General features: G+C 69.3%; 21 protein-coding genes, 1 pseudogene and 1 riboswitch. Of the genes and pseudogenes, 12 read left to right on the forward strand and 10 right to left on the reverse strand.

Annotated features, from left to right (window positions below):
- Positions 1–141: 141 nt before the first annotated feature.
- Together OHA98_RS00710 and OHA98_RS00715 are read left to right on the forward strand one after the other, a co-directional pair.
- Positions 142–1,200, forward strand: a complete 1,059-nt coding sequence (locus OHA98_RS00710) for a metallophosphoesterase (RefSeq protein WP_323179475.1) — start codon at positions 142–144, stop codon at positions 1,198–1,200.
- A gap of 181 nt (positions 1,201–1,381) precedes the next feature.
- Positions 1,382–2,233: a hypothetical protein gene (locus OHA98_RS00715; RefSeq protein ID WP_266922135.1), complete on the forward strand. Its 852-nt coding sequence runs from the start codon at positions 1,382–1,384 to the stop codon at positions 2,231–2,233.
- Between the two features lie 155 nt (positions 2,234–2,388).
- Here the strand turns inward: OHA98_RS00715 and OHA98_RS00720 are convergent, their stop codons facing one another.
- Together OHA98_RS00720 and thiC are read right to left on the reverse strand one after the other, a co-directional pair.
- Entirely contained in the window at positions 2,389–2,745 is a 357-nt protein-coding gene (locus OHA98_RS00720; RefSeq protein WP_266922136.1) for a DUF805 domain-containing protein, read from the reverse strand.
- 323 nt (positions 2,746–3,068) lie between these two features.
- Entirely contained in the window at positions 3,069–4,889 is a 1,821-nt protein-coding gene (thiC, locus tag OHA98_RS00725) for a phosphomethylpyrimidine synthase ThiC (protein WP_266922137.1), read from the reverse strand.
- Positions 4,882–5,015, reverse strand: a riboswitch (TPP riboswitch). (Overlaps the previous gene by 8 nt.)
- A gap of 71 nt (positions 5,016–5,086) precedes the next feature.
- Here thiC and OHA98_RS00730 point away from each other — a divergent pair.
- Positions 5,087–6,418 (forward strand): YibE/F family protein, encoded by a 1,332-nt coding sequence (locus tag OHA98_RS00730; RefSeq protein ID WP_266922138.1) that lies wholly within the window; start codon positions 5,087–5,089, stop codon positions 6,416–6,418.
- Between the two features lie 164 nt (positions 6,419–6,582).
- Here OHA98_RS00730 and OHA98_RS00735 read toward each other — a convergent pair whose 3' ends face one another.
- The 4 genes from OHA98_RS00735 to OHA98_RS00750 all read right to left on the reverse strand — a co-directional run bounded on the left by OHA98_RS00735 (position 6,583) and on the right by OHA98_RS00750 (position 8,835).
- The gene (locus tag OHA98_RS00735) at positions 6,583–7,020 is read right to left on the reverse strand and encodes an SsgA family sporulation/cell division regulator (protein ID WP_266922139.1); all 438 of its coding nucleotides are present in this window, start codon (positions 7,018–7,020) and stop codon (positions 6,583–6,585) included.
- A 101-nt stretch (positions 7,021–7,121) separates the two neighbouring features.
- Complete coding sequence (locus tag OHA98_RS00740) at positions 7,122–7,892, reverse strand: helix-turn-helix domain-containing protein (RefSeq protein WP_323179476.1); 771 nt, start codon at positions 7,890–7,892, stop codon at positions 7,122–7,124.
- A 286-nt stretch (positions 7,893–8,178) separates the two neighbouring features.
- The gene (locus OHA98_RS00745; protein ID WP_266927630.1) at positions 8,179–8,391 is read right to left on the reverse strand and encodes a DUF5326 family protein; all 213 of its coding nucleotides are present in this window, start codon (positions 8,389–8,391) and stop codon (positions 8,179–8,181) included.
- A gap of 126 nt (positions 8,392–8,517) precedes the next feature.
- Complete coding sequence (locus tag OHA98_RS00750; protein ID WP_266922140.1) at positions 8,518–8,835, reverse strand: cupin domain-containing protein; 318 nt, start codon at positions 8,833–8,835, stop codon at positions 8,518–8,520.
- A gap of 69 nt (positions 8,836–8,904) precedes the next feature.
- Between OHA98_RS00750 and OHA98_RS00755 the strand changes: the two genes are divergently transcribed.
- The 4 genes from OHA98_RS00755 to OHA98_RS00770 all read left to right on the forward strand — a co-directional run bounded on the left by OHA98_RS00755 (position 8,905) and on the right by OHA98_RS00770 (position 12,122).
- Positions 8,905–9,282: a phage holin family protein gene (locus OHA98_RS00755; RefSeq protein ID WP_266922141.1), complete on the forward strand. Its 378-nt coding sequence runs from the start codon at positions 8,905–8,907 to the stop codon at positions 9,280–9,282.
- Between the two features lie 86 nt (positions 9,283–9,368).
- Positions 9,369–10,493: a cystathionine gamma-lyase gene (locus OHA98_RS00760; RefSeq protein ID WP_266922142.1), complete on the forward strand. Its 1,125-nt coding sequence runs from the start codon at positions 9,369–9,371 to the stop codon at positions 10,491–10,493.
- Positions 10,494–10,693: 200 nt separating this feature from the next.
- Entirely contained in the window at positions 10,694–11,590 is an 897-nt protein-coding gene (locus OHA98_RS00765) for a LysR family transcriptional regulator (protein ID WP_266922143.1), read from the forward strand.
- A gap of 52 nt (positions 11,591–11,642) precedes the next feature.
- The gene (locus tag OHA98_RS00770; protein ID WP_266922144.1) at positions 11,643–12,122 is read left to right on the forward strand and encodes an NUDIX domain-containing protein; all 480 of its coding nucleotides are present in this window, start codon (positions 11,643–11,645) and stop codon (positions 12,120–12,122) included.
- A 73-nt stretch (positions 12,123–12,195) separates the two neighbouring features.
- Here the strand turns inward: OHA98_RS00770 and OHA98_RS00775 are convergent.
- A pseudogene (locus OHA98_RS00775) lies at positions 12,196–13,338 on the reverse strand (globin domain-containing protein); the annotation flags it as partial.
- 319 nt (positions 13,339–13,657) lie between these two features.
- Here OHA98_RS00775 and OHA98_RS00780 point away from each other — a divergent pair.
- Positions 13,658–14,185, forward strand: a complete 528-nt coding sequence (locus tag OHA98_RS00780; RefSeq protein WP_266922145.1) for a DUF2269 domain-containing protein — start codon at positions 13,658–13,660, stop codon at positions 14,183–14,185.
- Between the two features lie 5 nt (positions 14,186–14,190).
- The gene (locus OHA98_RS00785; RefSeq protein ID WP_266922146.1) at positions 14,191–15,075 is read left to right on the forward strand and encodes a GNAT family N-acetyltransferase; all 885 of its coding nucleotides are present in this window, start codon (positions 14,191–14,193) and stop codon (positions 15,073–15,075) included.
- A gap of 53 nt (positions 15,076–15,128) precedes the next feature.
- On the opposite strand, the gene OHA98_RS00790 is transcribed toward OHA98_RS00785, so the two are convergent.
- Positions 15,129–16,340: an MFS transporter gene (locus OHA98_RS00790; RefSeq protein ID WP_266922147.1), complete on the reverse strand. Its 1,212-nt coding sequence runs from the start codon at positions 16,338–16,340 to the stop codon at positions 15,129–15,131.
- 139 nt (positions 16,341–16,479) lie between these two features.
- Between OHA98_RS00790 and OHA98_RS00795 the strand changes: the two genes are divergently transcribed.
- On the forward strand, positions 16,480–16,938 hold the full coding sequence (locus OHA98_RS00795; protein ID WP_266922148.1) for a MarR family winged helix-turn-helix transcriptional regulator: 459 nt from the start codon (positions 16,480–16,482) through the stop codon (positions 16,936–16,938).
- A gap of 27 nt (positions 16,939–16,965) precedes the next feature.
- Positions 16,966–17,418 (forward strand): GNAT family N-acetyltransferase, encoded by a 453-nt coding sequence (locus tag OHA98_RS00800; protein WP_266922149.1) that lies wholly within the window; start codon positions 16,966–16,968, stop codon positions 17,416–17,418.
- Between the two features lie 58 nt (positions 17,419–17,476).
- On the opposite strand, the gene OHA98_RS00805 is transcribed toward OHA98_RS00800, so the two are convergent.
- Positions 17,477–18,859 (reverse strand): serine hydrolase, encoded by a 1,383-nt coding sequence (locus OHA98_RS00805; RefSeq protein ID WP_266922150.1) that lies wholly within the window; start codon positions 18,857–18,859, stop codon positions 17,477–17,479.
- Positions 18,860–19,039: 180 nt separating this feature from the next.
- Positions 19,040–19,624 (reverse strand): dihydrofolate reductase family protein, encoded by a 585-nt coding sequence (locus OHA98_RS00810; RefSeq protein ID WP_266922151.1) that lies wholly within the window; start codon positions 19,622–19,624, stop codon positions 19,040–19,042.
- A gap of 169 nt (positions 19,625–19,793) precedes the next feature.
- Here OHA98_RS00810 and OHA98_RS00815 point away from each other — a divergent pair, with 169 nt between their 5' ends.
- Entirely contained in the window at positions 19,794–20,369 is a 576-nt protein-coding gene (locus OHA98_RS00815) for a TetR/AcrR family transcriptional regulator (RefSeq protein WP_266922152.1), read from the forward strand.
- The last annotated feature ends 236 nt before the right edge of the window (positions 20,370–20,605 follow it).

Raw genomic sequence — 20,605 nt, forward strand, 5'->3', positions numbered from 1 at the left:
GTGAGTGCGCCCGGATTCACCACCCCTGGTGCGTCACACAGCACGATCCGCATTCCTATGATGGGCGCACGACACCGCGGACCACCTCTACCAGGCACGGCCCGTCAGGTGTACGGCGGCGCGACGGTGGTGGAGGGGTCGATGACTCAGGGGGCCGGTCAGGAACCCGTGGTGCGGACGGCGACGTTGCGCGACTTCCGCGTACCTCCGTACGCGCGGACACCCGTGCCCCAGCACCCACCGCACCCCGGCAACGCCGTGGTGGGCCAGGAACCGCCGGAGGGCTACACGCCCACCGAGCGCGACCTTCCCGTCATCAACCGCGGTGACACCGTCCAGGTACAGGCCGCCGTGGCCCCGCGGAGCGCCACGGAGTCGGAGCGCGGCCCGCTGTATGTCGTCGGGGACGTCCACGGCTATCTGGACGAGCTGCTGGCCGCCCTCGCCGAACAGGGTCTCGTCGACGCCGACGGCAACTGGACCGCGGGCAACGCCCGGCTGTGGTTCCTCGGCGACTTCACGGACCGCGGGCCCGACGGCATCGGCGTCATCGACCTCGTCATGCGGCTCTCCGCCGAGGCCGCGGCCGCCGGCGGCTACTGCAAGGCCCTGATGGGCAACCACGAGCTCCTGCTGATCGGCGCCAAGCGGTTCGCCGACACCCCGGTCAACTCCGGGGCCGGCACCGCCACCTTCCAGGCGGCCTGGCTGCTCAACGGCGGCCAGAAGACCGACATGGAGCGGCTCCAGGACGTCCACCTCCAGTGGATGTCCCGGCTCGACGCGGTCGTCGAGGAGGACGGGCATCTGCTGATGCACTCCGACACGACGGCCTACCTCGACTACGGGTCCACCATCGAGGACGTCAACGACACGGTCCACGCCATTCTCACGCGCAACGACGCCGACGAGTGCTGGGACCTCTTCCGCAAGCTCACCAAGCGGTTCGCCTTCCGCGACGAGGGCGGTGCGCAGGCGGTGCGGGAGCTGATGTCGACGTACGGTGGACAGCGCGTCGTCCATGGTCACAGCCCCATTCCCTATCTGCTCGGCGAGGTCGGCTCGGAGGACGGCGAGAACGGCGCGGGTCCGCTCGTGACCGGCCCGCACGTGTACGCGGACGGGCTCGCCATCGCCATGGACGGCGGAGTGACCATGGCCGGAAAGCTCTTGGTGGTCCAACTCCCCCTGCATGACTGACGGCTGCCGGGGAAGACGCATCATCGACCTGACCGCTCCGATCACCGGGCCTATTTACGGAAACACCCTGTCACCCCGTGCCGTGGGCGCTCTACCATCGGCGTATCAGTAGCAGGCTCTCCTCCGTTTCCGCCCGATCGCCCGGTCCACGCGGCAGTCAGGCCCTACGGAGCATCGGGGGATGCACATGAATAGCGCTCCGCACCTGCTGGCCGAGGACCGACCCGAGTACGAGCGGATCCTGGGCGACGCACTGCGCCATGCTCATGAACGCCCGGATCTGGACGGCGTCGGGGACCGTCTCAACACGGAACAGCTGCGCACCATGGCGCTGAACGCGACGGACCTGATCACCGAGGCCGCCGCCACCGAGTACGACCACTATGTGCGCGCCCGCGGTGAGCTGCGCAGGCCCACCGGCGCCGCGGACCTGGACCCGGACGACGAGCAGGGCCAGGACCACGCCCTCGGTGGCGCGGGGACGGACGGAACCGTGCGTACGGGCGCGGGCATAGGCGCGGTCGTCACCGTCCTGGCCCCGGTCCTGGCGGGCACGGCGGCCGCGATCTTCCTGCTGGTCGGCTATCTGCTGAAGGCCGTCAGCCCGTCCCTCGCGTTCGCCGGCACGATGGTCACGGCCGGCTGGTTCTTCGCGGCGGCCGCCGCGGCGGCCATCCTCGTCGCTGCCGTGGGGCTGCTGATCACGGCCCTGCGCAACGGGGCGACCTCGCTCTCCGCCGAGAACGAGGAACAGGAGCTTCCGGAAGAGATCGCACGGGCCCGGGAAGCCTGGCGCCACGCCCTGCTGGAGCGCGGCATCCTGCCGTTCCTGCGGGACGCCCTGGCCGATCCCACGGCCGGCCCTGCGGCGCGGACCCCGCACCGCTCCCCGAACCGCATCCCCAGGATCGGCTACAGCAGGCCGGACTTCTCCGGTCCGGAGGACGGCCCCGCGGCGGGCCCGAGGCCCACGTTCACCAGCCCGGATTTCACCAGTCCGGACTTCGGCGGCCCCGAGCACCAGCCGGAGTAACGCTCCTGCACGCGGAAGTCCGCGCGCACGGGCGGTCGCCCGCGCCTCGGACGGCGCCTCGGACGGCGCCTCGGACACGGCGAAGGCCGGGGCAGCTCGCGCTGCACCCGGCCCGTGCGGTGCTCCGGCCCGTAACGGCACCGGAGCGGTGAGAATCAGACGCCCTGCGGCGACAGCTTCGGGTTGGCGCCGTACTCGTTCGCCTCGTACTTGCCCTCGGTGGCCAGGAAGACGAGCAGGATGATGCCGCCGACCAGCGGGACGAGCGAGATCAGGATCCACCAGCCCGAGCGGCCGGTGTCGTGCAGACGGCGCACGATGACGGCGAGCGACGGGACGATGACGGCGACGATGTAGATGTAGTACGGGACCTGCGTGTCTATCGCCGCACCGATGGCCATCAGGATCACGGCCGCGATGAAGTTGAAGAGTACGAACATCCAGTACTCCTTGCGGCGTGCGCGACCGCTGAAGCCTGCGTAGTTCTTGAGTACGTCCAGGTACCAGTTCATGGTGATTCCCTCCCCGGGCCCCCGTGCGAGGGCTCACATTTTTCGGCCAGGCATGCCGGAAAGTAAGGCACAGATAAGGAAACGGTCAAGCTCTGGTGGACCCACGGCGGAACGTACATCCAGCTGCAGCACTACCGTGTCCATACCGTCGCTCAACCTGCATGAAAAACCGGGCCAGATGACCACTGACCCGCTCAAATGTCGCGTACAAGACAAACGTTGCGGCTCTCCGCACGCGGAGAACGGCGCCGTCCCCGGCGGGAGACCCGCCCGGAACAACGCCGTTCATGCCCTCCGTACGCCGTCGGAGACCCGGCCGTCCGTCAGTCCGCGATCGGCAGATAGACCCGGTTCCCGGCCGCCGCGAACTCCTTCGACTTCTCCGCCATCCCCGCCTCGATCTCCGCCCGCGAGCCCCCGTGCTCGCGCCGGATGTCCTGCGAGATCTTCATCGAGCAGAACTTCGGCCCGCACATCGAGCAGAAGTGCGCCGTCTTGGCCGGCTCGGCGGGCAGCGTCTCGTCGTGGAACTCCCGTGCCGTGACCGGGTCGAGGGCCAGATTGAACTGGTCCTCCCAGCGGAACTCGAAACGCGCGTCCGACAGCGCGTCGTCCCAGTCCTGCGCCCCCGGGTGCCCCTTGGCGAGGTCCGCCGCATGAGCGGCGATCTTGTAGGTGATCACCCCGGTCTTCACATCGTCCCGGTTGGGCAGCCCCAGGTGCTCCTTGGGCGTGACGTAGCAGAGCATCGCCGTGCCCCACCAGGCGATCATCGCCGCACCGATGCCGGAGGTGATGTGGTCGTACGCCGGGGCGACATCGGTGGTCAGCGGGCCGAGCGTGTAGAACGGCGCCTCCTCGCAGATCTCCTGCTGGAGGTCGATGTTCTCCTTGATCCTGTGCATCGGGACATGGCCCGGCCCCTCGATCATCGTCTGCACACCGAACCGCTTGGCGATCGTGTTCAGCTCGCCCAGCGTGCGCAGTTCGGCGAACTGCGCCTCGTCGTTGGCGTCGGCGATCGAGCCGGGGCGCAGACCGTCCCCCAGCGAGTACGTCACGTCGTACGCCGCGAGGATCTCGCACAGCTCCTCGAAGCGCTCGTACAGGAACGACTCCTTGTGGTGCGCGAGACACCAGGCCGCCATGATCGATCCGCCCCGGGAGACGATGCCGGTCCTGCGGCGTGCGGTCAGCGGGACGTACGGCAGACGCACGCCCGCGTGCACCGTCATGTAGTCGACACCCTGCTCGGCCTGTTCGATGACGGTGTCCTTGTAGATCTCCCAGCTCAGCTCCTCCGCCCGGCCGTCGACCTTTTCCAGGGCCTGGTAGAGGGGGACGGTGCCGATCGGCACCGGGGAGTTGCGCAGCACCCACTCACGGGTGGTGTGGATGTTGCGCCCGGTGGAGAGATCCATGACCGTGTCGGCGCCCCACTGGGTGGCCCAGGTCATCTTGTCCACCTCCTCCTCGATGGAGGAGGTGACCGCCGAGTTGCCGATGTTGGCGTTGACCTTCACCAGGAACCGCTTGCCGATGATCATCGGCTCGATCTCCGGGTGATTGACGTTGGCGGGCAGCACCGCCCGGCCCGCGGCGATCTCCTGGCGTACGACCTCGGGCTCGACGTTCTCCCGGATCGCGACGTACTCCATCTCGGGAGTGATCTCGCCCCGCCGGGCGTACGCGAGCTGGGTGACGGGCCGTCCGTCCCGGCTGCGGCGCGGCTGGCGCGGGCGGCCCGGGAAGACGGCGTCGAGGTTGCGCAGCCCGCCACGCGGCGAGGTGTGCTTGAGCCCGTCGTCCTCGGGGCGGGCCGGACGGCCCGCGTACTCCTCGGTGTCACCGCGGGCGATGATCCAGTTCTCCCGCAGCGGTGCGAGCCCGCGGCGGACATCGGTGTCGACGGACGGATCGGTGTACGGCCCCGACGTGTCGTACAGCGTCACGTCGTTGCCGTTGGTGAGGTGCACCTGGCGGACCGGCACCCGGAGGTCCGGGCGCGAGCCCTGGACGTATCCCTTGTGCCAGCCGATGGACTTCCCGGCCTCGTCGTTCGGTGCGTCCTGACCGATGCGCACATTCCGCGCTTCCTGGTCATTCCGCTTCGAGGCAGGCGTGCGTGCGTCCGATGTGGTCATGAGACCTACTCCCTACGCCGGCATTACCCGGTAACAGGTTCGGCGGTCGACGCAGCATGTCCCGTACAGATGTACGGAGATCAGCGTCCTCTCAGCCCGGTGCTCCGAGCTCCCGCGTGTGCAAAGGTGCCACCACGCTAGCGTCCTTCCTGGCGAGCTGAACAGAGGCCCCCTCCCGTTCTTGCGATGATCGCCCCGTGACTTCCCCCCAAAGCGACCCCGCATCCCAGGGCCACGCACATGGCCACTCGCACAGTCACGGCCCCGCCGCGCCCGTCTCCAAGCATCTGCGCAAGGTCATCGCGGCCGTGCTGATCCCCTTCGCCACCGCGGTCGTCGTCGGTCTCGTGGTCTTCTGGCCCGGCGGCGTCCCGGCGCACGAGCGCACCGGCGTCGGCTTCGACCGGCAGACCCAGGAGGGCACGGTGGTGCGGGTCGACAAGGTCGACTGCAAGGACGTCAACGCCGCACAGGTGCCGCCGACCGGGGGCACCTCCACTCCGTCCGGGCGGGAAGCGGTCAACGAGCAGTCGGGGCAGTGCGAGAAGGCCACGATCGAGGTGACCACCGGCAACGACAAGGGCCGTGAGTTCGTCGAGGTGATCCAGCCCGACGCTCCCCGGCAGCTGCGCGAGGGACAGGACGTCGTCGTGGCGTACGCGCCCGACGCGCCGCACGACCTCCAGTACTCGGTCATCGATGTGGACCGGACGGTCCCGATGGCTCTGCTGGCCGGGATCTTCGCCCTCGCGGTCGTCGTCGTGGGCAGGCTGCGCGGGGTGATGGCGCTGGTGGCGCTCGCCGTGTCGTTCGCCGTACTGACCCTGTTCATCCTGCCGGCGATCCTTCAGGGGTCGAATCCCCTGGTCGTCGCGGTGATCGGGGCCAGCGCCATCATGCTGGCAGCCCTCTACATGTGCCACGGGCTGACGGCACGTACGTCCGTCGCGGTCGTCGGCACACTGATCTCACTGCTGCTGATCGGGCTGCTCGGCTCGCTCTTCATCGACTGGGCGAGCCTGACGGGCAACACCGACGACAACACCGGCCTCATCCACGGCCTGTACCCGGACATCGACATGAGCGGCCTGCTGCTGGCCGGGATCATCATCGGCTCGCTCGGCGTGCTCGACGATGTGACCGTCACCCAGACCTCGGCCGTCTGGGAACTGCACCAGGCGGACCCGCGGATGGGTTGGCGGGCGCTGTACCGGGCAGGGATCCGTATCGGAAGGGACCACATCGCCTCGGTCGTCAACACCCTGGTGCTCGCCTACGCGGGCGCGGCACTGCCGCTGCTGCTGCTCTTCACCATCGCCCAGAGCAGTGTGGGATCGGTCGCCAACAGCGAGCTGGTGGCTGAGGAGATCGTCCGGACGCTGGTCGGATCGATCGGACTGGTCGCCTCGGTACCGGTGACCACGGTGCTCGCCGCTCTGGTCGTCTCCGCGGACCGCACAGGGCTCGGCGCGGAAGCCGGAGCTCCTGCACCCGTACGGACCGGGAGAGGCCGTCGTCGCAAGGCATGACCGCGAACGACCGGCGTACCACCCGCTCAACCGGCACTCAACCGCGCTTCAACCGACACCTCGCTTCCGCCGGCGACAACCACCCCGCTTCCTCCCACGGACGCCGCGCCGCTCCTCGGCAGGCGTCGCGCCGCTCTCCTGAACCGGCAAGGGGCCTGTCCGTCTCAACCGGCGTTCTGCTCCTCGGCGAGGATCCGGCCGAGCGCCTCTTCGAGGTTTCCGTCGAAGTCACCCAGCGTGTGCTCCTGGCCCAGCGGCACCAGCTTGTCCGTCCGGTCGAGAAACGCCACGAGGGGCGCCGTACCGGCCCGGAACAACGCGCGGTCCGCGCCGACCTGCAAACGGATGTGCACATCGCTCAGCCCTTCGGGCTCGGTCGGCCCGATGTGCACATCACCGTCCCCACTGGGACTGTTCAGACCGTCCAACAGCAACTCACGGCCGAACGCCCAGGTCACAGGGGCGTCGCCAGGCAAGTGGAACGTCATTCGGATCGCGTACGGATCACCGACCTCGTACCTGAGCTCCACCGGAATTCGGAAAGAGAGCTCCTCGGAGACGAGAAAGCTCATCATGACCTCTGCTTGAACCGACTCGCGCATCGTTCAACCCCGCAGTAGATGAAACTGGCCAGGAATGATCCCCCATGGCCCTATTGACGCCATCGTGGTGCACGCGATAGCAGATCACAAGGAGTGATTTTTCAGATACTGATAGAGAACACGAACGAACGCAAGAGGCTCGTCACTTCACCACGTAGCTGTTCGACTGCGGGGAGCAACCGATCCGCCTGGTCAAGGGGTAAGGAAATGGCCACTGCGGCGACCGTGGAACCTGCGGTGATCGGGATGGCGGCGCAGACCGTGCCCAGTGCGTACTCCTGTCGCTCGATGACAGGTTCCGTACGCTCCATCGTTCTGAACCGCTCAAGAAGCGACTCGCGATCTCGCACTGAGTAACGGGTGAGCGGTTGGACCGGATGGCGGTCGAGATGTTCCTCGCGGGCCTTCTCGTCCAGCTGGCTCAGCAGACACTGGCCGATCGCATGCGCGTGCCCCGTCTCCCGGAACGCGGCCCACTCGTTCACGGCGGGAGCGGCCGGGGTGTCCGCGACCGCGATGAGTTCGATCTCACCCTCGCGGTAGACGGCGCAGTACACCGGGGCACCGATGACGTCGCGCAGATGCGCGAGCGAGTCGGTGACGGAGCTGCGACGATTCTGCACCGCCGGCAGCCCGGTCAGTTTCTCGGCGGCCGCGCCGAAGACGAAGACGCCTTTCTCCCTGCGGAGATAGCCCTCATGGGTCAGGGTGCGCAGCAGGTGGTACGCGGTGGGAAGCGGAAGACCCGCCTCCCGCGCTAGCTGCTTCGCTGGTGCCCCGTCCCGATGGGTGCCCACAGCCTCCAGCAGCCTCAGCGCCCGCTGAACCGAACCGATCAGCGTCGGGACAGCGGCATTCGTTGCCGTGGTCAAAGGTCACCCCCAGGCATGGTGACGGGCGGTCAGCCCTCCCGTGGGGGCCGCCCCCACGGGCCTGCCGCGATCTTGGGGTCCGGCAAACGGACTGTCATACAAACCACTGGTCAGGGTGGTGACGGACGGTTACATCCCAGATGGCGGCAGCGGTACCCCACTGTATCCGTACCGCCCGTTTCGGGATGCGGTTTCCTGGGGGACTTAGCTCAGCTGGCCTAACCTTCGTCGCTCTGCGTGTTCATCGGACCTGCGCCGCGCCTGCCGCCGCGCGGCGCCCGCGTTCCTACCAGTCGCCGCGCGACGAGGACGACGACATGAACTTCCGGACGATGAAGACGACACCGCCCACCAGGACGACGAAGACCAGCACCTTGAAGAGCAGGCCGATGACGAACCCGACCACGCTGGCGATGAGCCCGCCGAACACGACGATCGCGATGACGGGCACCGCGACCCACTTCACCCACCACGGCATCCCCGCGAATATCTCCCGCACGGCCATCGCTCTACCTCGTCTCTGTGAGTTCCTGCCTCGATGCTAGAGGCGCGAGGTGGCCCGGCGGGGGCTCCGCAGCCCTTGGAGTCCCCTGATCGAACCCCTAGGGAACCCGGGGTTCCGGGCTCAGCTCTCGGGCGGCGAGAAGACCACCATCACCCGGAGGTCCTCGGTGATGTGGTGGAACTTGTGGGCCACCCCGGCGGGGACGTACACGACGCTTCCCCGGCCGACCGGGGTCGTCTCCATGCCGACCGTGATCGCCGCCCGGCCGCTGACGACGAAGTACACCTCGTCCTGCTGGTGCGGCTGCTGGGGGTCGAGCTCACCGGCGTTCAGCGCGTACAGGCCGACGGACATGTTGCGTTCCCGCACGAACTGAAGATACGCACCGTCGTTGGCGGCCCGCTCCGCCTCCAGCTCGTCCAGTCTGAATGCCTTCATGGCCCGTCCGCCCCTTTGTACCTGTCGTGCCGGTGTCAGCCACCGATCGTGTCTGCCACGATCAGACACATGAAGAATTTCCTAGTCAAGACGATCGCCAACGCGGGTGCGCTGGCCGTGGCCATCTGGCTGGTCCAGGACATCACGCTCGACGGAGGGAGCACCGGGCGCAAGGCGCTCACCCTGATCGTGGTGGCCCTGCTCTTCGGGCTGGTGAACTTCCTCGTCAAGCCCGTGGTGAAGCTGCTCACGTTTCCGCTGTTCATCCTGACGCTCGGGCTGATCACCCTGGTCGTCAATGCCCTGATGCTGATGCTGACCTCATGGCTGGCCGGCCTGTTCGATCTCAGTTTCCATGTCGACGGGTTCTGGACCGCCGTACTCGGCGGCCTGATCATCTCCGTCGTGTCCTGGGCACTCAACGTCGTCCTGCCCGAAGAGGACTGACCGAGGGGCCGCCGAAGCCCGCTCCGGGGCCCCTGGAACAGTGCTGGGCGGACCGGTGACGCCGGGAAGAGAAGCGAGGAATCAACATGAGCACGATGGGCGACGGGACACGGGCGGTACGGGCGGGGCTTCCCGAACCGGAGCAGTACGAACCCACCCTGCCCGGTCCGGTCTTCGCCGCGCACTTCCATCTGTCCGGCGAACCGGTCGGCCCGTACACCTACGGCCGGGACTCCAACCCTACGTGGACCCATCTGGAGCGGGCCATCGGCGAGCTGGAGGCGCCGGGGGAGGACGTCGAGACCACGGTGTTCGCCTCCGGAATGGCGGCCATCTCGGCGGTGCTGCTGTCCCAGACGCGCACGGGTGACACCGTGGTGCTGCCGGACGACGGCTACCAGGCGCTGCCGCTGGTGCGTGAACAGCTGGAGGCGTACGGCGTCGGGGTACGGACCGCGCCGACGGGAGGCGACGCCCAGCTCGCCGCCCTGGACGGCGCCGGGCTCCTGTGGATCGAGACCCCGTCCAACCCGGGCCTCGATGTCTGCGACGTACGACGGCTCGTCGACGCCGCGCACGCGGCGGGCGCGCTGGTCGCCGTCGACAACACCCTGGCCACCCCGCTCGGCCAGCGCCCGCTGGAACTGGGAGCCGACTTCTCGGTGGCCAGTGACACCAAGGGCATGACCGGACACGGCGACCTCCTCCTCGGCCATGTGACCTGCCGTGATCCCCGGCTGTCGGCAGGGGTACGGCGCTGGCGCAAGGTCGTCGGAGCGATTCCGGGGCCCATGGAGGCGTGGCTCGCGCACCGCTCGCTGGCCACCCTGCACCTGCGGATCGACCGGCAGTGCAGCACCGCACTCGCGCTCGCCGAGGCCCTGGGCGAGCGTCCGGAGGTGACCGGGCTGCGGTATCCGGGACTGCCCGGCGACCCCTCGTACCCCAACGCCGTGCGGCAGATGCGGCGCTTCGGTTCCGTGGTCTCGTTCGTGCTGGCCGACCGGGAGACCGCCGAGCGCTTCCTGACCGCGCTGCGGCTGGTGGACGACGCGACGAGCTTCGGCGGCGTGCGCTCCACCGCCGAACGCCGGGGCCGGTGGGGCGGCGACGCCGTACCGGAAGGCTTCATCCGCTTCTCGGTCGGCGCGGAGGACCCGGAGGACCTGCTGGCCGATGTGGAGCGGGCACTGGACGAGGCGGTGCGCTGAGGACCGGCGGAGCAGAGCGTCGACCGGCGGTCCGAGCCTCCCCCCTCGTGGCTCGGACCGCCCCGGTTCTCCGCGCGAAGAACCTTCTGGACAAGGCTAGTTGACTCTGCGTCAGTGTCCAATCACAGTAGCGGCAGCGACCTATCGACAAATCTATCGTTGTCCGGATCCACAGGTGCACGGCTGGGAGGGGACGGGACATGGACCTGGCCCTGCTCCGCACGTTCGTCACCGTGCACCGGGCTGGCTCCTTCACCCGGGCCGCAGCCCTTCTGGGGCTTTCCCAGCCCGCCGTCACCTCACAGATCCGCACCCTGGAACGGCAGCTGGGCCGCCCCCTCTTCCTGCGCAGGGCCCGTGGAGTCACCCCGACCAGCATCGGCGACGAACTCGCCCACCGGGCGGCTCCCCATCTGGACGCGCTGATCGAGATCGCCGAGACCGGGCTCGACGAGGAGTCGGGCGTACGCACCCTGCATCTGGCCGGTCCGCCGGAGTTCACCTCCGTACGCGCGCTGCCCGCACTGACACCACTGGTCTCGCAGGGCCTCGCACTGCGGAGCGCCTTCGTCCCGAACGCCGAAGAGACGTTGGAGGGCCTGGCCGCCGGCCATCACGACCTGGCCATCACCACGGCCCGGCCGCGCGGCGGTCTGCTCACCTCGACAGCCCTCTGCGACGAGGAACACGTCCTGGTGGCCGCACCGCGCTGGGCCGGACGGCTGGGACCCGGGACACTGCGCCACAAGGGCCCCATGGTGCTGGAGCAGTTGCCGGTGGTCGAGGTGCACGAGAGCCTGCCGCTGGTCTCCCGCTACTGGGCCGCCGTCTTCGAGAGCCGGCCCGCCGCGTCCGCCGCCGTCGTCGCTCCGGATCTGCGGGCGGTCCTGGAGTGCGCGGTGGCAGGTGCCGGGCTCGCCGTCCTGCCGCGCTACCTCTGCGAGCGCGCACTGGAACGGGGCGAGGTCGTGGCCCTGCTCGATCCCCCGGTGCCACCGCTGCGGACGTACTTCCTCGCCGTACGGACCGGCACACTCGCCCTGCCGCACCTCGCGCGGGCGCACGAATCGCTGGTGCGTGCTGCCGTCGCCTGGTGACCCGGCGGGCCCGGGGAGTTTCGGAACGCGTTTCCCGGGCCACGCTCTTGCCATGACCGAACGTCCTGTGGTCAAGCGCACCGCACGCGCCATCCTGCTCGACGGCGAGGACCTCGTCCTCATCAAGCGCACCAAGCCGGGGGTGGATCCGTACTGGCTGACGCCCGGCGGCGGGGTCGAGCCGGAGGACGCGACCGTGGTGGACGCCCTGCACCGCGAGGTCGACGAAGAGCTCGGCGCCAAGATCGTCGACGTGGTGCCGTGCTTCGTCGACACCGTCGAGCACATCGCGGACGGCGGGGTGACGGGAGTGAAGGTCCAGCACTTCTTCGTCTGCCGGCTGGAGTCGATGGACCTGTCACGACGCCACGGCCCCGAGATCGACGACCCCTGTGGGGAGTACGAGATCGTCCGGGTGCCGTTCAGCAGGGTCGGGATCGCGGCGGTCCATCTCGTACCACTGTCGCTGCGGCACTATCTGGACGGCAACATCGAGGGTGTACGGGCCATGCACGCACCGGACCTCGGCTGACACACCCGACGGCCGGCACGGGGCTTCAGGGCTTCAGGGCTTCAGGGCTTCAGGGCTTCAGGGCTTCAGGGCTTCAGGGGGATGGTGCGGCCGCCGTCAGTTCCTCGACCGCGTCGTGGCGTATGCGCTCGGCGGGCAGGCCGATGTCCCTGAGCACCTGCACGCCGCTGCGGATCATGCCCGGCGGGCCGGACAGAAAGGCCTCGTACTCCCGCCATCTCCATGCACCGCCCTCCCGCACCGCGTCGGGCAGCAGTCCCGCCGTCCCCCGCCCCGGGCCCCCGGGCACCACCGGGTGGACCGCGAGCCACGGGTGGGTCCGCTGGAGGCGCATCATCGTGTCGAGGTCATAGAGGTCGCGTTCGCTGCGCGCCCCGTAGAAGACCTCGACCGGACGCCGGTCACCGTATTCGGCGACGCCCTCGACCAGCGCCCTGATGGGCGCGATGCCCGTACCGCCGCCCAGACAGAGAAGGCCGTGGTGCGTGGTGTGGTCGACCGTCATCGAACCCGTCGGCGCCCCCAGCCGCAGGATGTCGCCCGGCCGGGCGCGGTGCACCAGCGCGTTGGACACCCAGCCCGCCGGGACCGCCCTGACGTGGAACGAGAGCAGTCCGTCCCTCCGGGGCGCCGACGCGAACGAGTAGTGCCGCCATATTCGTGGCCACCAGGGCGTCTCCAGGGCCGTGTACTGCCCGGCCAGAAACGGATAGGCCTGGTCGGGACGGACGGTGAGCACCGCTATGTCCGGCGTTCTCCGGTCGTGCGAGACCACCTCCGCCTGCCACCAGGCGGGCGCCCGCCTCTCGTCCTCGGCCGCCGCGTCGATCATGATCTGCGAGATCCCGGTGTAGGCGCGCACCCAGGCCGCCTCGGTCTCGCCGTCCCAGGTGGTGAGCGCGTAGCGGCTCAGGGCTCCCAGCAGGGCCTCGCCGACAGCGGGATAGTGCGCGCTGCGTGTGCCGTACTTCCGGTGGCCGCGCCCCAGCCCGCCGAGGTACTGGACGAGCGCCTCCTGTTCGTCCAGCAGGCCGGCGGCGGTGAGGATCGCCCGGAACAGACGGTCGCGCTGGGTGTCCATCGCCACCGGGAACAGGTCCCGCAACTCCGGGTGCCGGATGAACAGCAGGGCGTAGAAGTATGAGGTGGCCCGGTCCGCGACGGGCCCGACCTCCGCGAGAGTGCGGTGGATCAGGACCGCATCGGCTGACGGGGAGGGCGCCGTGGGTCCTCTTGTCCCCGCGGGTCCGCTCGTCCCGGTGGTGTCGGCCGATGTGGTGGCCGGAGCGTCCATATCTGTGCCTCGCCTCGAACGTCTGCTGATGACCGGACCCACAGCGCGGAGTACCGGGCGGAACTGTGGAGTACCGGGCGGGACTGTGCGACACGGTTCAGGCTCTCCTGCCCCATGGCCGTGCGGGTAGCCCCCCGCGCACCCGGGAGCCGAGGGCAGCGGTTCGTACTCCGAGGCCAGTATCGACGGATACTCCCCGCGGCAGACGACCCGTCGCCTCTCGCTTGGCACCGTGTTTCACGTGAAACCACTCAAGCGTCCCGTCCGCCGAGGTCTCCTCGTCGCCCATATCGCCGTCTCAGTGAGCTGGCTCGGCCTCACCGTCGGTCTGCTGACCCTCGGTCTCACGGCCTTCCTCACGGGTGACGCCACAACCGCCGAGGCGGCCACCCGCGCCATGAAGATCTTCGGGGACTGGCTGGTCGTCCCCGTGGCCCTTCTCGCGCTTCTCAGCGGCTTGGTCCTCGCCCTCGGCACCCCATGGGGACTGGCGCGGCATCGCTGGGTCTGGACGAAGTTCTGGCTGACCCTCATCACGGCGGGACTGTCGATCTTCTCGCTGCGCCCCGGGATCGATCACGCCGCGGCGAGCGGCACCGTGGACATCGATCTGGTCGTCGCGCCCGCGGTGGCCACGGCGACGTATCTCTTCATCACCGCCGTCTCGGTGCTCAAGCCGTGGGGCCCGACCCGGCGCGGCCGACGGCCGCGCGTCTCGGCGAGTTCCGTCAAAGGGGTGGACGGGCGATCATCGCGTCGGACAGCCTGACCTCTATGCACCGCCCACAGCCCCGGCCGCTCGCCGAACTGCCCATCCGGCGTCTCACCCGGGAAGACCTGGTCGCCTGCGCCGATCTCTGCGAGGACCGCGGCTGGCCACGCGATGAGCCCCGATGGGGCCTGCTGCTCTCCGCCGGGACGGGATACGGCATCGACGACCCCGACGGCAAAGGTCTGGTGGCAGCCTGTGTGGTGACCTCGTACGGGCCTCGGCTCGCCGCCATCGGCATGCTGCTCGTCGCCGGGCGCCACACCAGGCAGGGCGTCGCGCGGAGGCTGATGGAGCATGTCATCGAGGCCGCCGACGGCACGCCGCTCTCGCTGTACGCGACAGCTCAGGGACAGCCTCTCTACGAACAGCTCGGCTTCGGGCTCCTGGGCTGGTCGAACCGCGTCGGCGGACAGTTCCGCCCGCGCGGTGACGCGCACGGTGCCGCGGCTTCGGCGTCCGTGACCACCCGCCCGGCCGCGGCCGACGACCTTCGGACGATGATCCGGCTGGACCACACGGTCTTCGGGACCGACCGGACACATGTGCTCGCCCGGCTCCCGGCCTTCTCCGACAGGCTCCGGGTCGCGGAGGCCGACGGCGAACTCGTCGGTTACGCGGCGCTCTGGCCCAGCGGGAACGCGCATGTGGTCGGCCCGCTGATCGCGCGGGACACGGCCACGGCCAAGGCCCTCGTCGCCTCGCTGGCCGCGACGACGGACCGTCCGCTGCGGGCGGACATCGACGCGCGCCACAAGGAGCTGCTGGGCTGGTTCGAGGAGCACGGCCTGGAGCCGGGCTCCCGTACGGCTGTGATGACGTACGGGAGCCACGACCTGCCGGGGGACTGGACCCGCCGGTTCGCCCCGCTGACCGTGGCGACGGGCTGACCCCGCGCGGTCACACGGTGCCACCCGTCCGGTCGGGCCCGGAGGCAGGGTGTTCAGTCCCGGGCCGCCGCGACGGACGCCGGCTCGGGAATGTGCGAGGCGACGATCCGGCCTCGGACGGCCGTACGCCGCTCCAGGGTGCTGGAGACGACCGCGAGCACCAGCGCCGAGGCAGCCAGGGCGGCTCCGACCCAGTTGGGCGCGGTGTAACCGAATCCCGCCGCGATCACGATGCCGCCGAGCCAGGCGGCCAGGGCGTTGCCGAGGTTGAAGGCTCCGATGTTGACGGCGGAGGCAAGGGTGGGCGCACCCGCCGCCTGGTCGAGCACCCGCTTCTGGAGCGGCGGTACGGTCGCGAAGCCCAGGGCGCCGATCAGGAAGATGGTGACGGCTGCGGCGGTCTTGTCGTGGGCGGTCATGGTGAAGAGGCCCAGAACCACGGCGAGCGCGCCGAGCGACACGTACAGCATCGGCATGAGGTGGCGGTCGGCGAACCTGCCTCCGACCAGGTTGCCGCCGACCATGCCGAGCCCGAAGAGGACCAGCAGCCACGTGACGGACGATGTGGAGTATCCAGCGGTCCCGGTCATCATCGGGGTGATGTAGGTGATCGCGGCGAAGACTCCGCCGAAGCCCAGGACGGTCATCGCCATCGCGAGCAGGACCTGCACATTGCGGAACGCGGCCAGTTCGTGCCGGAGACGTACGCCTTCGGCCCTGGGCTGTTCCGGTACGAGCTTCGCCACGCCGAGGAGTCCGAGCACACCGAGTCCGGCGACGATGAGGAACGTGGTCCGCCAGCCGGCGGTCTGGCCGATGAATGTGCCGAGGGGTACGCCGACGACGTTGGCGACGGTGAGTCCGGTGAACATCATGGCGATGGCGCCGGCCTTCTTCTGCGGGGCGACCAGACCGGCCGCGACGACCGACCCGATACCGAAGAAGGCGCCGTGGGCGAGCGAGGCGATCACGCGTCCGGCGAGCATGACGCCGAATACGGGAGCGACGGCGGACACCACGTTGCCGACGATGAACAGCCCCATCAGGAGCATGAGCATGCGTTTACGGGTGATCCGGGTGCCGAGCATCGTCATCAGCGGGGCACCGAGCACGACACCCAGCGCGTACCCGGTGACCAGGAATCCTGCGGTCGGGATCGACACCTGGAAATCCGCGGCAACCTCGGGGAGCAGTCCCATGATCACGAACTCGGTGGTTCCGATACCGAATGCCCCGATGGCGAGGGCGAGGAGCGCGAGCGGCATGGGTTCACCTTCCCTGGAGATTGCGCCTGCATCTTACGAGCGTCCACAATAATTGCAGGCGCCGTTTATTTGCAAGCGCTGACTATTGCGGACGTCCCCTATCCTGGAAGCACGCAGCTCCCGCACGGAGGAGAGACCCATGACAGCGACCGACCCCGCACTGACAGCCCTCGCCCAGGGCTGGTGCGCGCTCTCTCTGCTCCACGGGAAGATCGAGGCACATGTCGAACGGGCGCTGCAGTCCGGCCATGGCCTCAGCGTCCGTGAGTACTCGCTGCTGGACGTCCTGAGCCGGCAGCACAACGGGCCGGGCGGACATCTCCAGATGAAGCAGGTGGCCGACGCCGTCGTCCTCAGCCAGAGCGCCACCACCAGGCTGGTCACCCGCCTGGAGGACCGCGGACTGCTGACCCGGTATCTCTGCGACACGGACCGCCGGGGCATCTACACCGATGTCACCGATGCCGGTCTCGCCCTGCTCGACCAGGCCCGGCCGACCAATGACACCGCGCTGCGTACCGCGCTGGACGAGGCCGCCGAGAATCCCGAACTGGCACCGCTCGTCAGGGCGGTCGAAGGACTGAAGGTCCCGGTGTAGCCCGGCGGGCTGCGTATTCTGCCGATCATGAGCGATCTCGAGATACGCCCTGCCGTCCTCACGGACCTCCCGGCCGTCGTGGCCATGCTCGCCGACGACCCGCTCGGCGCCCAGCGCGAATCGCCCGACGACCTGGCCCCGTACCGGGCCGCGTTCCAGCGGCTGAACGAGGACCCGAACCAGCATCTCGTCGTCGCCGTGCGCGAGGACCGCGTCGTCGGGACCCTGCAACTGACCGTTGTCCCGGGGCTGTCCCGGCGTGGAGCCACCCGCTCGATCATCGAGGGTGTCCGTATCCACGGCGACGAGCGCGGCAGCGGCCTCGGAACCCGGCTGATCCAGTGGGCGGTGGACGAATCACGGCGTCAGGAATGCCAGTTGGTGCAGCTGACCTCTGATGTCACCCGTACCGACGCGCATCGCTTCTACGAGCGGCTCGGGTTCACGGCCAGCCATGTGGGCTTCAAGCTGGCACTCTGACCGGGCCGTCCGGACCGGGCGGGGTGCGTGTTTCACGTGAAACACGCACCCCCGGGATTCAGCTGCCGAGCCCCCGCCAGCCACCCTCGTCCACACCGCCGGGAATGGCCGCCCCCGCGTCGTACGGCTCACGGGTGAAGACGAACGAGCCCAGGTCCAGATGATCCACCGTCCCGTCGTCGGCGCGGACGACACGCAGGGTCTCCCCCGCGTAGTAGCCGCCGAGGCCCGTCCAGGTTCCGTCCTGTTCGGCTCGGAAGGCCGCACCACGGCCCGCGGCGCGCAACGGCCGGAGCTCCAGACCGCGGTCCGCGATCAGCTTCAGCGCGAAGGTGTGGGTGCCCCAGTACCAGAGCCCGGTCAGGGCCAGCAGCTGCCCGTCCACCTCTGGCAGGGGACGCCACGGCTCGGGGATCCGCGGCTCCGCCTCCGCGACGATCCGTACGAGGTCGGCGGCCACCTCCCCGGTGAACGGCCCGGACGTGGCGTTGCTGAGCACGACAGCGGCGACGTCGTCCTCCACGCTGAACCACAGGGCGGCGAGGAAGCCGGGGAGCGACCCGGTGTGCCCGACGAGAGTACGGCCGCCCCGCCGCACGACCTGGACGCCCAGACCGTAACCGCTCTGCCAGTCACCGGACTCGGACGGCGCCGAAGGTTCGCGCATCTCCCGCACGGAGGCGGCACACAGGACCCGTTCGTCCCCCTCCACGAGGAACGCGGCGAACCGGAGAAGATCGGCCGCGGTCGACCAGAGCTGACCGGCCGGCGCCATCAGACCGAGGTCCTCGACCTGCTCGGGCAGCAGGACATCGGCCCAGGGGTGCACGGCCCAGCCGCCCGCGTGCGGCGCCTGCGGCTGGGCGGACGTACGCCGCAGGCCCAGCGGCTCCAGGATCTCGCGGCGCAGCACCTCTTCCCAGGACGCTCCGCGCACCGCCTCGATCAGCGAACCGAGCAGGGTGTAGCCGGGGTTGGAGTAGTGGTGCCGGTGGCCGGCCGGGTGCGGCTGCGGCTTCTCACCGAGGACATCGGCGAGCTCCGGGCGGATGGTCCCCGGGGTCCGCTCCCACCAGGGAGAGGGCGCCTCGGCCCCCAGCCCCGCGCTGTGTCCCAGGAGCTGGTAGACGGTCACGTCACCCACTCCCGTGCCGGGAAGGTGCTTCTCCAGCGGGTCGTCCAGATGGATCAGGCCCTCGTCGCGCAACCGCATCACCAGTACGGCGGTGAACGTCTTGGTGATCGAGCCGATCCTGAACTGCGTATCGCTGTCCGGGGCATGCCCCTCGACACAGGTACGGGCGCCGCTCCAGACAGGCTGTCCCTGCCGCTGAACCGCGGCCACGAGCGAGGGGGCACGCCCTTCGGCCTGCGCGGTGGCAGCACGGTGCAGCAGGGCACGCCGGGTGCTGGGGAACAGTTCTTCGCTTGGAGTGGTCATGGTCCACACATACCCGGCCGCCCGGCCTGTGACGAGCCCTTTTCGCCAGGCGCCCACGGGCCCGCCGGACGGACGGCGGGCGCGGGGACGGCCACAGGGGAGGGACGGGCCGGCAAGCAGGGACGGCGGCGGAGAAGCAGGGCCGGGGGCGGAGAAGCAGGGCCGGGGGGGCGGTGCGCGTCAGTCCTTGCGGCTGTACTTCCTGACCAGCACCCCGTTCTCGAAGGAGCGCACGTCCTCCAGCGTGAATTCGGTGACCGCGAAGTCCGACCCGAACATCGGCATCCCGCTCGCGTACACCAGTGGATACGTCTTGATCACCAGCTCGTCGATCTCGTCGAGCAGCTCTCCCGCCAGCTGCGAGCCACCGCAGAGCCAGATGTCCAGCTCGCTGTCCTCGGCCTTGAGCTCCCTGACCCGGGCGACCAGGCCCTCGGAGATGATCTCCACATTCGGGTCCGGTGACTCGGCGAGCGTCCGGGACGCCACGAACTCCCTCAGATGGCCGTACGGGCTGGTGATGCCCATGTCCAGCGCCAGCTGATAGCTGGACCGCCCCTGGACCACGGTGTCGAAGCGCCCGTGCTTCGCGTCGTGGAGTCCGTGCGCCTCGCGGCCCTGGACCGCGATCGTCTCCGGGTACTCCGAGGTGAGAAACCCGAGGAACTCCTCGCTGACGAAGGGATACATCGTCGACGCATCGCCCTGGGGATCGCCGATGAACCCGTCGATCGAGCAGGCGATGAAGTACGTGAGCTTTCGCATGTGTTCCCCGTTCCACGTTCGGCACAGGCCGAAGAGTCCTGTTCAAGGTGACAGCCACGGCATCCACGCACCGCGCCTCAACCACTTCGCTTATAGTGCTTCATGTGTAGTGGTTAAGCAAGCCTCTTTTGCGGGAGGCGATCAGCGGAGACCTGCGAGGAGAAGAGCCATGGCGAAGAACCCCGAGCGCAGAACGGCGCTCACGGACGCGGCGATCGAGGTGCTGGCGCACGAAGGAGCGCGCGGGCTCACCTTCCGCGCGGTGGATGGGCGGGCCGGTGTGCCGGTGGGCACGGCCTCCAACTACTTCAGCAGCCGCGACGACCTGTTCATGCAGGCGGGCGCGCGCATCAACAGCCGTATGACACCCGACCCGGACCGGGTCGAACAGGCGATGCGCCCCGCGCCCTCCCGCGAACTGATCGCCGATCTGATGCGCTGGCTCGTCCAGCGCATGGCCGAGGACCGCACCGGCTATCTGGCCATGCTGGAACTCCGGCTGGAGGCCACCCGCCGGCCCGCCCTGCGGGCACAGCTGACGCGGACGGTGCGCACGGCCTTCGACGAGAGCGCCCGGTTCCACCGGGACGCGGAACTCCCCGGCGACTCCGACGCGTTCCTCGTCCTCTACCTGGCCATGACCGGTGTGCTCCTGGAGCACTTCACCCTGCCCGACATGCTCGGCGACACCGAACTGGACCGGGTGGTGGAGACCGTCGTCACGCGCGTCATGCCCCTGCGGTAGACGGCCACGAGGCGTCGGCACGGTTCATCACCCGCAGCGACCGGGGCACGGTACGGACGCACAGGGGCGCCGGGGCTTCTTGCCGGGAGGATGTCGCCGACAGCCGACAGCCGGCGGACGAGAGGGGAAAGGGGAGTACCCACGCCTTTCCACTCTCAACATATAGCGCATGGGGGGCCTTGCGGCAAGGCCCCCTCCGTACCGCAGAATCGTCCGCCGAGGCCACCGCCGGCCCG

This window comes from Streptomyces sp. NBC_00654 (assembly GCF_026341775.1).
Taxonomy (GTDB): Bacteria; Actinomycetota; Actinomycetes; order Streptomycetales; family Streptomycetaceae; genus Streptomyces.